The sequence below is a fragment of the Halomicrococcus pelagicus genome (assembly GCF_050954125.1).
Genome location: NZ_JBPBWC010000004.1, coordinates 245,684 through 260,326 on the forward strand (window position 1 = coordinate 245,684; position 14,643 = coordinate 260,326).

At 65.9% G+C, this 14,643-nt stretch carries 12 protein-coding genes; 4 read left to right on the forward strand and 8 right to left on the reverse strand.

The window, feature by feature from the left end; genetic code table 11:
• Nucleotides 1-38: 38 nt before the first annotated feature.
• Nucleotides 39-1,514: an aldehyde dehydrogenase family protein gene (locus ACRYA2_RS10945; RefSeq protein ID WP_433627668.1), complete on the reverse strand. Its 1,476-nt coding sequence runs from the start codon at nt 1,512-1,514 to the stop codon at nt 39-41.
• A 170-nt stretch (nt 1,515-1,684) separates the two neighbouring features.
• Between ACRYA2_RS10945 and ACRYA2_RS10950 the strand changes: the two genes are divergently transcribed.
• Entirely contained in the window at nt 1,685-2,593 is a 909-nt protein-coding gene (locus ACRYA2_RS10950) for a dihydrodipicolinate synthase family protein (protein ID WP_433627671.1), read from the forward strand.
• Between the two features lie 102 nt (nt 2,594-2,695).
• Here the strand turns inward: ACRYA2_RS10950 and ACRYA2_RS10955 are convergent, their stop codons facing one another.
• The 5 genes from ACRYA2_RS10955 to ACRYA2_RS10975 form a co-directional block, all read right to left on the reverse strand.
• Nucleotides 2,696-4,015, reverse strand: coding sequence for an ABC transporter substrate-binding protein (locus tag ACRYA2_RS10955; protein ID WP_433627673.1), 1,320 nt, complete (start codon nt 4,013-4,015; stop codon nt 2,696-2,698).
• Nucleotides 4,016-4,118: 103 nt separating this feature from the next.
• Complete coding sequence (locus tag ACRYA2_RS10960) at nt 4,119-5,123, reverse strand: Ldh family oxidoreductase (RefSeq protein ID WP_433627676.1); 1,005 nt, start codon at nt 5,121-5,123, stop codon at nt 4,119-4,121.
• 1 nt (nt 5,124) lies between these two features.
• On the reverse strand, nt 5,125-6,291 hold the full coding sequence (locus tag ACRYA2_RS10965) for a UxaA family hydrolase (RefSeq protein WP_433627679.1): 1,167 nt from the start codon (nt 6,289-6,291) through the stop codon (nt 5,125-5,127).
• A gap of 5 nt (nt 6,292-6,296) precedes the next feature.
• Entirely contained in the window at nt 6,297-6,623 is a 327-nt protein-coding gene (locus tag ACRYA2_RS10970; protein ID WP_433627682.1) for a UxaA family hydrolase, read from the reverse strand.
• Between the two features lie 69 nt (nt 6,624-6,692).
• On the reverse strand, nt 6,693-7,688 hold the full coding sequence (locus ACRYA2_RS10975) for a YeiH family protein (RefSeq protein ID WP_433627685.1): 996 nt from the start codon (nt 7,686-7,688) through the stop codon (nt 6,693-6,695).
• Between the two features lie 242 nt (nt 7,689-7,930).
• Here ACRYA2_RS10975 and ACRYA2_RS10980 point away from each other — a divergent pair, with 242 nt between their 5' ends.
• On the forward strand, nt 7,931-8,905 hold the full coding sequence (locus ACRYA2_RS10980) for a carbohydrate ABC transporter permease (RefSeq protein ID WP_433627688.1): 975 nt from the start codon (nt 7,931-7,933) through the stop codon (nt 8,903-8,905).
• Nucleotide 8,906: 1 nt separating this feature from the next.
• Nucleotides 8,907-9,773 carry a carbohydrate ABC transporter permease gene (locus ACRYA2_RS10985; RefSeq protein ID WP_433627691.1) on the forward strand — a complete coding sequence of 289 codons (867 nt, stop codon included), beginning with the start codon at nt 8,907-8,909 and terminating at the stop codon, nt 9,771-9,773.
• A gap of 118 nt (nt 9,774-9,891) precedes the next feature.
• On the opposite strand, the gene ACRYA2_RS10990 is transcribed toward ACRYA2_RS10985, so the two are convergent.
• Entirely contained in the window at nt 9,892-10,860 is a 969-nt protein-coding gene (locus ACRYA2_RS10990) for a C-terminal binding protein (RefSeq protein WP_433627693.1), read from the reverse strand.
• 7 nt (nt 10,861-10,867) lie between these two features.
• Entirely contained in the window at nt 10,868-12,130 is a 1,263-nt protein-coding gene (locus ACRYA2_RS10995) for a mandelate racemase/muconate lactonizing enzyme family protein (RefSeq protein WP_433627695.1), read from the reverse strand.
• Between the two features lie 139 nt (nt 12,131-12,269).
• On the opposite strand from ACRYA2_RS10995, the gene yicI reads away from it, so the two are divergent.
• Nucleotides 12,270-14,609 carry an alpha-xylosidase gene (gene yicI, locus ACRYA2_RS11000; RefSeq protein ID WP_433627698.1) on the forward strand — a complete coding sequence of 780 codons (2,340 nt, stop codon included), beginning with the start codon at nt 12,270-12,272 and terminating at the stop codon, nt 14,607-14,609.
• Nucleotides 14,610-14,643 lie beyond the last annotated feature (34 nt).

The window sequence follows — 14,643 nt, forward strand, 5'->3', positions numbered from 1 at the left end:
TTACCGAGGGGGCCGAAAGGAGACGGCGGCCGTCTCGGTCAGGCGTTGAACCCCTGGTGGAACCCGACGAGTTTCTCGCGCGAGAAGTGGTCGAGGGCGTACTTGATGCCCTCCTTGCCGACGCCGGAGTCCTTGAACCCGCCGTAGGGCATGTGGTCCGCGCGGAATCCGGAGACGGTGTTGATGTTGACGCCGCCGGCGTCGATCTCGTCCGCGGCGCGTTTTCCGCGGTCGATGTCCTGCGTGAACAGTCCGGCTTCGAGCCCGTAGTTCGTGTTGTTGGCCTCCTCGATGGCCTCGTCGAAGTCGCTCACCGGGATGACGGGCACGAGGGGTCCGAACACCTCCTCGCTGGCCGCGGGCATCTCCGGCGTGACGCCCGAGAGGACGGTCGGTTCGAACACGCGCTCCCCGAGGTCGCCGCCGTAGTTGCCGCCGTACTCCACGGTCGCACCCTGCTCGACCGTCGCCTCGAACAGGTCGACGACGGTCTGGAACTGGTCGTCGTCGACCATCGAGGCGACGTCGGTCTCGTCGTCCGTGGGGTCACCGACGGTCAGCGATTCGGCGGCGTCGACGAGCGCGTCGACGAGTTCGTCTTCGACGGTCTCGTGGACGAGAACGCGCTCGACGCTGTTGCAGACCTGCCCGGCGTTCGAACAGGCACCGCCGACGAGCTGTTCCGCGGCCTGCTCAATGTCGGTGTCGTCCCAGACGATGGTCGGGTCGTTCCCGCCGAGTTCCAGGGTGAGCTCCTTCATTCCGCTGTTGTTCGCGAGATACTTGCCGACGTCCGTCGACCCCGTGAAGGAGATGGCCTCGACCGCCTCGTGGTCGAGGATGGCGTCGCCGACGGTCGACCCGCTTCCAGTGACGACGTTCACGAGACCGTCGGGGGCGTCCACCTCCTCGGCGGCCTCCGCCAGACACTCGAACAGCACGATGGAACTCAGGGGCGTGTTGGACGCCGGTTTGCCGACGACGGCGTTGCCCGCGGCGAGGGCAGGACCGACCTTGTGGACCATGAGGTTCAGCGGGAAGTTGAACGGCGTGATGGCGGCGACGACGCCCAGCGGCTCGCGCTGGGTGAAACAGTGGTCCTTCGCGAACCCCTTCTGGCCGTCCATCGGAACGTACTCGCCGAACATCCGCTTTGCCTCCTCGCCGGAGAGCCGCAGCGTCTGTACGGCTCGGTCGACCTCGGTCCGCGACTCCGAGAGCGGTTTCCCCTGTTCACTCGTCACCACGTTCGATACCTCGTCCGCGCGTTCTTCGAGTCTGTCCGCGGCTGCGGTGAGCAGCTCGTAGCGCTCGTAGGCCGAGAGCGTCGACTCCTGGTACGCACGGTCGGCGGCCTCGATGGCCTCGTTCACTTGCTCCGCACTCGCGACCGGGACGGACCCGACGGTCGATCCGTCGTACGGATAGCTGACGTCCGTTCGGTCGTCGGCGTCGACCCACTCGCCGTCGATGAGCATCTGCTTGTCGAGACGGCTGGCTACTTCCAGGCTCATACCTCAACGTGGCCCAACGTCACAATAAGTGTTGCCCCCGGGAACGCCGCTCGCGCAGTCGCCGTGTGTCCGTCGCCTGCGACACGCGCCGTTTCTGACAGAAAGGAGAGGTTATAACCGATTGTGACTCCATCCCAAATTATAAATCGGTGCTAGTCCAGTCAATAGTCATGGACCTATCGGGGACAGTCGTTCCCATGGCTACGCCTACCGACAGGCGGAGCGGGGAAATCGATGTGTCTGCGCTCGAGCGATTCACGGACTCCCTCGTCCAGAGTGGCGTTCACGGCCTGTTTCCAGGGAGTTCTATCGGCGAGTTCTCGAGCCTGACGACCGAGCAGAATCGTACCGTCATAGAGACCGTCGCCGCCGTCGCCGACGACCGCGTTCCCGTCTTCGCGGGCTGTGGCCACACGAGCGTCGACGCCGTCGTGGAGAACGTACAGACGGCCGCAGCGGCGGACGCCGACGTCGCCGTCGTCGTCACCCCCTACTACCTGAGTACGACCCAGAACGGTCTCGACGGCTTCTTCACCGACGTCGCGGACCGGTCGCCGATTCCTGTCGTCCTGTACAACATCCCGCAGCTGACCGGCAACGCGATCGAGATAGAGACCGTGACGTCGCTCGCGGACCACCGGAACGTCGTCGGACTGAAAGACACCTCTGGCGACCTCACCTACCACCACCGGGTCAACGAACGGACCGCCGAGGAGTTCGCCGTCTTCCAGGGCGCGACCGAACTCGCCGCTGCGTCGCTCGAACTCGGATCCGACGGAATCATCGCGGGGCCCGCGAACGTCTTTCCGGAACACCTTGCTCGCCTGTACGAGGCCTTCGAGTCGAACGACCACGACGTTGTCTCCCACATCATGGAACGCATCGTCGCGCCCGCGGTCAGCGCGACGAACGACCTCCCGACCGCCGCGGCGGTCAAGCACCTCGTCGCCGTCCACGAGATGGACATCGGCGACCCGCTGCCGCCCCTGCCGACGCTGACGGAGTCCGAGCGGGCGCGACTGGAGCAGTCCTACGGACGCATCGTCGACGCCGCCGAGAACGAACTCGTCGAGCAGTGAGCGCCCGTTCCGCTCGTCGCCATCGTCGGAGTTGCCGAACTGAACGCGGTCGCGTCGGTGCGCCTCGACTGCGGCGGAGACGGCGAAAGAGAAGCAGTTTCGTCAGGCGTTGTTGACCTGGCTGTCGATCTGACTCTGGGCGTCGTCGAGCGCCTTCTTCGGTGACTTATTCTGGACCAGCGCCTTGTTGCACTCCGTGAAGACGATCTTCGAGAACGTCGAGTACTTCGGCGTCGAGGGGCGGGCGCTCGTCTGCTCGACGATTTTCTTGAACACCTTCAGGTGTTCCGCCTGCTCGAGGTACTTGTCCTTGTAGAGTTCCTTCCGGACCGGGAGTCGACTGTGCTCGAGCGCCATGTTCTTCTGGGCCTTCATCGAGGCCATGAAATTGGCGAACTGCTGGGCCGCCCCCTTGTTCTTCGAGTTCTTGTTGACGAAGATGTTCCAGCCGCCGAGACAGGAGTTCTGCGCGTTGGGGTTGCCCTTGGCCTTCGGCATCGGCGCGACGTCGAACTTGTCTTTGACCGCCGACCCGTCCTCGTTCATCAGCGCGTAGGCGTACGGCCAGTTGCGCATGAAGATGGTGTTGCCCTGCTGGAACGTCTTCCGGTTCTGGTCGGTGCTGGACGAGGGGATCGAGTCCGGCGTCACGTTGTGCTCGTGGATGAGGTCGACGGCGTGGGAGAGCGCGTCGACGCCCTTCTGGGTGTTCACCTTGAGTTTCCCGTTCTTCCGGACGCCGCCGCCCATGCCCCACAGCCAGTTGAGCCACATGATGGTCAGCCCCTCGTTGGCCCCACCCTGCCAGATGTAGCCGTTGAGGTCCTTGTCGCTGTTCTGCTTGATGTCTTTCGCCATCTTCACGAGCTCCATGTACGTCTTCGGAGGCTCGTCGTACCCGGCATCTTTCAGGAGGTCGGTGCGGTAGTACAGCGCGTTGGCGTCCGTGTGAATCGGCATCCCGTACATCGAGCCGTCGATGGTGACGGACTCGACGGGGGTCTTCAGCATCTTGTTCGTGAGGTTGTTCGAATCCTCGACCTTGGCCGCCCAGCCGTTCTTGACGAACTCCGCGGGCCAGACGACGTCCATGTTCCCGACGTCGAACGCCGAGGACTGGGAGATGAACTGGTTGACGTAGTACTTCCGCGTCGACGACGACTCGGCGGGCGTCTTCTGAGAGTTGAGTTGGACGTTCTTCGCCTGCTCGTTGAACATCGGCAGCAGGTCCTTCGCGTCCGCGCTGAAGTAGCCGGGGTAGACGTACTTTATCTTGGTCTTGCCCCCGTCCTGGTCGCCGGAGCCTCCGCCGCCACCGCCGCCGCCGCCACCACCGGTGCACCCTGCGAGCAGGGCGGTTCCACCGGCGGCCATTCCTTTCAGTAGCTGACGTTTCGAACGGCTAGTATCCTCGTTCCACATACATTGTCACACATGGTCAGGTGGTGTGATAACTGTTATTGTTAACACATATTCATTAACCCTGGAAGAAACCCGGGGCGGGTGGAACCGAGTCGCCAGGGCGTCAGGCCAGACCGGCGAGGGTCCGAATCTCGTGCCAGCGGTCGTCCTCAAGCTCGACGACGTCCCGGTTGCGGTCGCGCGCCACCGACCGCTCGCCGGGAAGGCGAATCTCGTCGACGTCGCTTGCCCGTTCGGACGCCTTCAACTCCCGCAGGAACGCGCTCGCCTCCGACGCGAAGTCGGGGCGGCCGAATGCCGACGGGTCGAGGGCGAGAAGGAAGTCGCCCTTCGTGCAGGGGTCGCCGGTGTGGTACGTGCCGGTCACGTCCGTTCCCATGGCCGCACCGACCAGACCGCCGGCCAACACCTCGACGGCGATGGCGAGGCCGGACCCCTTCGCGCCCCCGAACGGGAGGATGGTCCCCTCCAGCGCCACGGTGGGGTCGGTCGTCGGTTCGCCCTCCGCATCGAGCGCGACGGCTTCGGGGAGCGTCTCGCCACGCTCCTTTCGGTGGAGCACCGTTCCGCGCGCGATGGCGGACGTCGACATGTCGAGGTTGAACGGCGGGTCCGTCGGGAGGCCGACGGCGATGGGGTTCGTCCCCAGTATCGGTTCGGCCCCGCCGTACGGCGGCATCGCGGGTTCCGTGTTCGTGATGGCGACGCCGACGTACCCCTCCGAGCGTATCCGGTCGGTGTAGTAGCCGAGCATCCCGAGATGGTTCGTGTCGTGGACGCCAACGGCGCCGACGCCGAACTCGTCGGCGCGGTCCATCGCGGTCACCGCCGCTTCGCTCGCGACGACGGGGCCGAGTCGAGAGCCGCCGGAGAGCGTCACGGCGCCGCCACGTTCGGCGACCACCTCGATGGTGCCGTCGGGGTCAACGTTCCCGTGTTCGATGCCGCGGACGAACCGCGGCAGACGCAGGAGCCCGTGCGAGTGCTTCCCGCGGGCGTCCGCGCTCACCAGGGTTTCGGCCGTGAGTTCGGCGTCCGACGGCGAGATGCCATGGTTCTCGAAGGCCGCAGTCGCTACGTCCACGGCGCGCTGACAGTCTACCTCCATCTCACGTGGACGGTCCGATGCGGTGGATGGCGAACTGGCTCTCGCCGAGGGCCTCGCTCATCGTGAGTTTGCCGTTGACGACGTCCTCTATCTCGTCCCATAGCTGGTCGGTCGCCCAGTCGAAGGACTTGTCGCCGACGAGCGCGTCGCTCACGTCGACGTCGGTCTCTTCGGGGACGCGCTCGGCGCTGCCGGGGTTGCCGGTGACCTTGATGGTCGGCATGACGGCGTTCGAGAGCGTGTGTCCCTGGCCGGTCGAGATGACCATGAAGTGCGCGCCACTCGCGCCGATGCCCGTGACGGACTCGGCGCCGTGGCCGGGCGAGTCCATGATGTACATCCCCGACCTGTCGGGAATCTTCTCGGCGTAGTCGACCATGTCCTGGATGGGACCGTCGCCGGACTTGACGAGCGCGCCGAGCGACTTCTCCTCGATGGTCGTCAGGCCGCCGTCCATGTTGTCCGGGGTGGGCTGGGCGCCGCGGACGTCGTAGCCCGTCGCCTGCAGGCGCTCGTCCCACCACTCGACGCGGTCGAGTATCTTCTGTTTGACCTCCTCGGAGACCGCGCGCTCCGCGAGTTCCTTCTCGCCGCCGAAGAACTCGGGCGTCTCGGCGAAGACGCCGCGACCGCCGTGGTCGTCGATGAGTCGCCAGACCGCGCCCGCGGTCGCCTTATGCTGGCAGAGCCCCGAGGTGGTGTCCGACGTCGCACAGTTGATGCCGAAGGTGAGATTGGACATGTCCGCCGGAACGCGGCGCTGCGCACTGGCGTCCCGGACCATCTCCTGGGCAGCGTTGACTGTGGCCTTCAGACCGTTCATCACGCCTTTCTCCCGGTGGATGTTGACCGATTCGCTCGGTCGGCCGGTCTCGGCGACGTCGTCCGCGAGTTCGTCGCCGTCGACGATCTCGCCGGCGTGGGCGACCACGACCGCGCCGTAGGTGTTCGGATGCGTCGCGTAGCCCAGCAGCGTCCGGTACGTCTGGAAGACGTCGGGCTTGGTCTGGCACCGCCCGAGCGGGTGGGTGATGGGGATGGCGTCTTCGACGATGTCCGCCGCGCGCTCGACCGTGTCGTTCGCGTACGGGGCCGTCGAGACGATTACGACGTTGTTCCGGATGCCGATGCTACCGTCGTCGCGTTCGTATCCGAGGAATTCGCTCATGGTGTTCACTCGTGTGCTGCCTGCGCTTGGTTCTGGTCGTCGGCGAGGTCGCCGCGACCGTAGTTCGAGTCGACGTTGTGGACGTGGACCCAGTCGCCGGCCTCAATGTCGGTCGAGGCGTTTCCGATGCTCTTGCCGTACTTCGTGACCGTCTCCCCCTCGGGTATCGGCTCGAGTGCGAGTTTGTGGCCAAACTCGACATCGTCGTTCATCTCGATGGTTCGTTCCGCGTCGCCGACGGCGACGGTGACCGTCTCGCCGGCCTCGACGTCACGAAGCGCCGTTGCGACGTTGTCTGCAGGTTCTACGACCTCTATAAGCTGGTCGGCCATGCAATCGAGCGAACAGACTCCTTCGTATTAACAGTTGTTGTCAGCGGTACCGCTGGCGGGCGCGGCTGGTTAGAGAAGCGTCATGACGGCGGCCAGCGAGAGGGTGCCGACGGTGGCGAGATGAGCGACGACGAGGGCCACCGGCCGCATCCCCGCCGCACCGAGACTGTCGAGGTCCAGCTCGAAGCCGAGGCCGGCGAATGCCAGGGCGAACAGCCAGTCACCGGTGACGTCGATCGCGGCCACGGTCGACGACGGGAGGCTCACCGCGTTCACGATGACGATGACCGCGAGGAACCCCAGGAGGAACTTCGGGAAGCGATTCCAGAGCTCCGTGGGACCGGTCGAGTCGTCGGTGCCCGCCGTGTACCGGACCGCGTACGCGATGGCCAGCAGGCCGATGAAGGAGTTGCGGACGAGCTTCGTGACGGTCGCCCACCGTCCGGCCGTTTCCGACATCGCGAATCCCACGGCAGCGGTCGGGCCGGTGCTGAACAGGCTCAGGCCGGCCCAGATGCCGAACTGTTTGCCGGTGATGCTGAGAACGCTGCCGAGGGCCGGAAAGACGACGAGCGTCACCGCGTCGAACAGCAGTATCGTCGCCACGGCGTACGTGATGTCGGCCTCGTCGACGTCGATACTCCCGGCGACGGCCACCACCGCGGAGACGCCGCAGATACTCGCACCCGCGGCGAGCAACGACGTAGTTCGTCCGTCGACGTCGAGGAGACGTCCGGCGACCGTCTCCATGAAGAAGACGCCGACGACCACGGCCCCGGCGGCCAATCCGACGACGAGCGGGCCGGTGGTGACCAGTTCCTCGACAGTGAGACGGGCCCCGAGGAGGACGATACCGGTCTCCAGGAGGAGTTTGTGTCGACTCACGCCCGGCGTCGCCCAGTCCGGGACGCCGACCGTGTTGGCGACGAACGCGCCGACGGCGATGGCGACGATGAGGGGGCTGAGATGCGCGAGGCGCGTTCCGAGCGTGCGAGCGACGACCGTCACGCCCGCGAGGAGCGCGAGCCCCGGGAGGAGTCGTCGCGCGTGGGTCCGCGCCGTCATCCGACTATGAGATGGATAGACACGATTCCCACACCCAGAATCGTCGCCTTCCAGCCGCGGTCGAGCGCGCTCCACCAGCAGAGCGCGACACCGACAGCGTCGCTATCGAGAGACGCGGACGTTGCTGATACCATGGTCGTGTTCGCACTGTCTCCGACGAACTATTTAAAATTCGCGTTGCGGCGCTCCGCGGACTCCCGTAGGTTTATTGTCGAGGGTTGCTTCATGTGCGACGTATACGTATGCCAGACACTGTGGACCACGCAAGTAGCTCCCGCCGTGACTCGTCCGACGGGGCGTCGACGCCCGTCCAGTCGCGATGGCAGCGGTACCGAGAACTCCGGCTGACGGAGGAGGAACTGGCGACGGCGCTGTTGACGCCCGTCGTGCTGTTCCTCCTGGCCGTCTCCTTCTATCCCATCGTCGAGACGATACGGAGCAGCCTCTACACGGGGTACATCATCGAATCGCGGCCGACGACCTTCGTCGGCCTACAGAACTACGAGCAGATCCTGAGCAACGGCGGGTTCTGGAACTCGTTCAAGGTGAGCATGATCTACACCTTCGTGTCGGTGCCCGTCGAACTCGTCATCGGGCTCGGCATCGCCCTGCTCCTCCAGCGCGCGTTCAAGGGGAAGTACTTCATCCAAGCGGCGATTCTCTTCCCCTGGGCGCTGCCGACCGTCATCAACGCGAAGATATGGGCGTGGATGTTCCACGGACAGTACGGCGTCATCAACGACGTGCTCATCCGCCTCGGAATTCTCGAGTCGACGTACCCGTTCCTGGCGAAGCCGGACGTCGCGCTAGCGTCGATGATCTTCATCACCATCTGGAAGACCAGTTCCTTCATGGCGCTCATCCTGCTCGCGGGCCTGTCCGGCATCCCGGACCACCTCTACGAGGCGGCGCGCATGGACGGGGCGTCGAAGTGGCGGCAGTTCCGCGACATCACGCTCCCGCTGTTGAAACCGACCATCCTCGTCGCGCTCATCTTCCGGACGCTGCCGGCGTTCCAGGCGTTCGGACTCCCGTACGGCCTGACCGGGGGCGGTCCCGGGGAGGCGACGACGACGCTCGTCCTGTTCGACCACCAGCTCACGTTCACCCAGCTGGCGTTCGGCCGGGGGTCGGCCGCGGCGACGCTCATCACGCTGATGGCGCTGATAATCTCGCTCGTCTACGTCGGAACCCTCTACGAACCGGAGGTGCGCTAACATGAGTACGAAAACAGGCGGTACGTTCGACGTCGACTCGCTACAGGAGGTCGGGGAGAAACTGGGCTTCTACGGCTCGATACTCACCATCGCGGCCATCTCGATGTTCCCCGTCTTCTGGATGTTCCTCACGTCCATCAAGCAACCGTCGAACGTCGTCCAGTTCCCGGTCCACTACCTGCCGCAGAACCCGACGCTCGAGAACTACCGGACGGCGCTCGCGGACGCGCCGTTCATGCGCTACCTCCTCAATAGCGTGATCGTCGCCGGTGGGACAGCCATCGTCGACGTCATCCTGGGTGCGCTCGCCGGGTACGCGCTCTCGCGGCTCCGGTTCCGGTTCAAGCTACCCGTCCTCCTGCTCATCCTGGGCACGGCAATGTTGCCGTTCATCTCCCGGCTCATCCCGCTGTTCTCGCTGGCGCGGTCGTGGGGGCTGCTCAACGACTACGTCGGTCTCATCATCCCCTACGCCGCGTTCCAGCTTCCGTTCGCGGTCTGGATCTTCCAGGCGTACTTCAAGGAACTCCCCGACTCGCTGGAGGAAGCCGGACTGATGGACGGGCTCTCGCGCATCGGCGTCCTCTTTCGCATCATCCTCCCCGTCTCCGCGCCCGCGATGGCGACGACGGCCATCATCGTCTTCATCTACGCGTGGAACGAGTTCCTCTTCGCGCTGACGTTCATGACCGAGGACAGCATGCGGACGATCACGGTCGGCATCGCGACCTATCAGGGCGAGTTCCAGTACCCATGGGGTACCATCTCGGCCGCGGTGTTCATGTCCATCGTCCCGCTGATGCTGTTCATGCTCTTCTTCCAGCGGAAGGTCGTCGAGGGGCTCACGGCCGGCACCGGCAAGGCCTGACCGCTCGCCGCCCTCTTTCTCCCGTCCGGTCGCCGAGACGTCTCCAGTCGCACAGTGCCCGGACTCGCAGTAATCGCTAGCGTCGCTCTCGCGCCGGTTCAGGCGGGAAAAGGGGCCGCTACTCCACGCCGTTGACGACGTTCCACGGGTCGCCGCCCGCGAGGACGGACTCAACGATTTCGGCGACCGTTCGACGCCGCTCCTCGTTCGCCTCCTCGGAGTACCAGGCGACGTGGGGCGTTGCCACGACGCGGTCGTGGTCGCGCAGGGGGTCGTCGGTCGCCGGCGGTTCGTCAGGGAAGACGTCCAGGCCGGCGCCGGCTACCTCCCTGGCGTTCAGCGCGTCCAGCAGCGCGTCACCGTCGACGATGGGACCGCGCGCGACGTTCACCAGGCACGCCGAGTCCTTCATGCGGGCGAACGCCTCGGCGTCGAACAGCCCGCGAGTGTCGTCCGTCAGCGGCGAGTGGACGCTCACGAAGTCCGCGCGTTCGAGCAGTTCCTCGAACGCGACGAGGTCCGCGGGGTCGTCCTCGAGGTCGTCCGCGGAGAGGAACGGGTCGCTGGCGAGCACGTCCGCGCCCAGCGACGCGGCGCGGGAACCGACCTCGCGGCCGATAGCGCCGTACCCGACGACGCCGACAGTCCGTGTCGAGAACCGGTGGACCGGGGCACCGACGTCTCGGTTCCACTCGCCCCGCTCGACCGAACGGTCGTAGCGGGGGACGCTGCGGGCCATCGCGAGGAGCAGCGTGAGCGCGTGCATCGACACCTCCTCGAGACAGTAGTCGGGGACGTTCGTGACGGGGATGTCGCGGTCGGCGGCCGCGTCTACGTCGACGTTGTCGACGCCGATGCCGTACCGGGAGATGACCCGGACGTCGTCCATCGCGGCGATGGCGTCCGCGTCGATGTCGTAGCGGAGGTTGATGACCGCGTCGGCGGCCGCGAGCGTCTCCTCGACGTCTTCGGCGGTTTCGCCGACGTCGTCGGTGAGTTCCACGATCTCCGCGAGGTCGCCGAGGACGGACCGCTCGATGGACAGGTCTTCGAAGTCGTGGTCGGTGACGACTACGGTGTGAGTCATGGAGAGGTCAGACGATGAGTTCGGAGCCGTCGGTCAGATACTGCTCGCACAGGTCGCGGTTCAGTTCCACGCCGAGACCCGGTCCCTCCGGCACGTCGACGTACCCGTCCTCGAGGATGGGGCCGCTCCCCTCGGTCCTGACGGCCATCTCGTTCCACCACGGGACGTCGCGGGAGTGCCACTCCATGCAGAGGAAGTTGGGAATCGCCGCCGAAACGTGGGCGCCGGCCACCGTACCGAGAGGGCTCGAGATGTTGTGCGAGGCGATGGGGATGCCGTAGAGGTCACAGACGGTCGCGATGTCCACGTACTCGCCGAGGCCGCCGCACTTGTTCACGTCGGGGGCGGCGATGTCCATCATGCCCTGGCGGGCGGCCTTGTTGAACTGGTCGACCGTGACGAGGTTCTCGCCCGTGAGTACGGGCAGGTCGAGTTTCTCGGTGACGCGCTTCTGGGCGTCCCATTTCTCCGGCGGAACCGGGTCCTCGAGCCACGCCAGGTCGAACCGTTCGAGTTTCTTCCCGAGGCGAACGGCCGTCTCGACGGTGAAGTTCCAGTGGAGGTCCATCCCGAGGTCGATGTCGTAGCCGATCTCGTCGCGGACCGCCTCGACCAGCGACACCTTGTGTTCCAGCGCCTCGTTGTCCATCCGACGGTTGGCCTCGTCGTACGTCTCGTGGGTCGGGACGTCGAGGTCGAACTTCAGGGCGTCGAAGCCCTCGTCGACGACCTCGCGGGCCGCGCGAGCGTAGGACTCCGGCGTGTAGACGTCCTTCGGGTCGTGGCTCTCCGCCGCGCCGAGGGACTCGCCCGCGTGCGTGTCACAGTAAATCTTGATGCTGTCGCGGTACTTCCCGCCCAGCAGTTCGTAGACGGGGACGTCGAACATCTTGCCCTTGATGTCGTAACAGGCCGTCTCGATGGCGGTGAACGCTGCCTGGCCGATGCGACCCGTGCCAGTGTAGCGCTGTTCGAGGAGTTCCCGCAGTCGGTGCGTGTCGAGTGGGTTCTCGCCCTCCAGGTCGACGGTCATCCGCTCGGCCATGTCGAGCGCCGCTTCGGCGCGGAACGTCTCGCCGAGACCGTAGACGCCGGCGTCGGTCTCGACCTTGACGATGCCCCACGTGAAGTTGCCGGCGATGGCCATCGTCTTCACGTCAGTGATCTCGACGTCCCGTTCCGACGGTCGGTGGGTCTCCTCCACGCCCATGTCGCGCCAGGGAACGCCACCGCCCTGTGCGATGCGGTAGTCTGGCTTGTCGTTCGTCATCGTGTGTGTTCTTTCGCAACGGGCGAATAAAGATTGCGGTCACGGCAGTGGCAGAACGGAAGACGAGAAGGGGTCCGCGACGGGCGCCGGGGGCGACGGGGTAGTTTTAATAGTGCCACTCTCCCTAAATCGACTGTCAATGACGAGCGAACGCATTACCGTCGCGGCGGTCGACGACTACTCCGTCGACGGAACCGACGTCACGCTGGACTGTGCGACCGACGCGCCGGAGACGGCGACGGCGCGCACGCTCCCCGTGACACTCGAGTTCTACGACCCCAGAACGTTCAGATTCGCGCTCCGGGCGAACCCGGAAGTGAGCGCCAACCGGCAGTACCCCGAGTTCGACGAGGACGCGGTCGCCGAGGACTTCGCGCTCGACGCGACCGAGACGAACGGGGACCTCGTCCTCGACACGGGCGAGCTCCAGGTCGTCGTCGGTCTCGACGAGTGGAGCTTTCGCGTCGAGGACGACGGCGAATCGATTCTGCGGGAACAGCGCCGTGACCTGGACGTGTTCGCGCGGTCGCGCGTGGAGCCGCTCGGGGTCACCCAGGAGGAGATCAACCACAACCCCCGACGCGTCGCCGAGACGGGGACCGCGTTCGGTCTCGACCCGGACGAGAAGCTCTACGGGGCGGGCGAGCAGTTCGTTGAGTTCGACCGTCGCGGCCGGGAGATCGACCTCTGGCATGAGGAACCGCTCGGCACGGAGACGCCGCGAGCGTACAAGAACGTCCCCTTCCACCTCTCGACGAAGGGGTACGGGATGCTGGTGGACACGACAGCGCGCGTCCATTACGACTTCGGAAAGACGTCGACGGCCAGCGCGTCGGTCTCGGTCGCCGACGACGCGTTCGCGTTTGTCTTCTTCTACGGTCCCGAGTTCGACGACGTTCTGCGAAGGTACACCGCGCTCACCGGTCGGCCGAACCGCCCGCCGAAGTGGAGCTTCGGCACCTGGATGTCGCGACTGGGCTACGAGTCGCGCGACCAGCTGGAAGCCATCGCCGACAGACTGCGCGAGGAGCGGATTCCGAGCGACGTCCTCCACCTCGACCCGTTCTGGATGCGCGACCGCTCCTCGACGGACCTGGAGTGGGACACCGAGCAGTTCCCCGACCCCGAAGGGATGATCGAGGGACTGAACGAGGACGGCTTTCACCTCTCGCTCTGGGAGCATCCTCACATCCCGGTCGGCACGGACGCGTTCGACGAAGCGGCACGAGAGGGGTACTTCGTCACCGACGGCACCGGAAAACCGTACGTGATGGACAACACGTGCCAGGGCGACTACCGGGGAGCGCTCGTGGACTTCACGGACCCCGACGCAGTCGAGTGGTGGAAGGACAAGCACCGCAGCCTGCTGGAGATGGGCGTGGACGTGTTCAAGACGGACTACGGCGAGTACGTCCCCGAGGACGCGGTCTTCGCGAACGGAAAGAACGGGCAGTCGATGCACAACCTCTACCCCTACCTGTACAACGAGGCGGTCTACGAGGTGGTCGGCGAGGTCAACGGCGAAGACGAGGGCATCGTCTGGGGTCGCTCGGCCTGGACGGGGAGCCAGCGGTTCCCGATGCACTGGGGCGGCGACCCGCAGACGACCTGGAACGGCATGAGCGCGGCGCTGCGTGGCGGCCTGTCGGCGTCGCTATCCGGCATCGCCTACTGGAGCCACGACATCGGCGGGTTCCGCGGGACGCCCACCGACGCGCTCTACGCCCGGTGGTCGCAGTTCGGTCTCCTGTCGAGCAACGCTCGCTGCCACGGGACCACGCCCCGGGAGCCCTGGGAGTTCGGCGAGGACGCGCTGGACGTGTTCCGCGAGTACTCGCGCGTCCGGTACTCGCTGTTGCCGTACATCTACACGTACGCGGAGATCGCCACGCGGACCGGCCTCCCCGTAATCCGTCCGCTCGTCCTGGAGTACCAGGACGACCCGAACACCCACCGCCTCGATACGCAGTACCTCGTGGGCACCGACCTGCTCGTCGCACCGGTCTTCAAGGAGTCGGGGACGCGGGATGTCTACCTCCCCGAGGGCGAATGGGTGGACTTCTGGACCGACGAACGGTACGAGGGAGAGAGGACCGTCGGCGTCGACGCGCCGCTGGAGATCATGCCGATGTTCGTCCGTGCCGGTAGCGTCGTTCCCCGACGCGAACCGACCGAGACGGTACGGGCGGGGACGCCGGAGTCGCTGACGCTCGACGCGACGCTCGACGCCGAGGGCGCCGCTAGCGGCCGGTTCTACGACGTGGACGGCGACGAACTCGTGGACGTGGCGGTCGCCACCGAGGACGGGACGCTCTCCGTCTCGCTCGGCGAACTGACCGCCGACGCCGTCACCGTCGAGGCCGACGGAGCGACGCCGGACGCGGTCGCTGTCGACGGGGCCACCTTCGAGCGCGTCGACGGGACGCCGACGAGCGGCGAGTGGACGGTGGACGACGGTAGCGTGATCGTCGTCGCGTAGCCCAGCGGACGAAAGGTGGTTTTATTAACCGGGC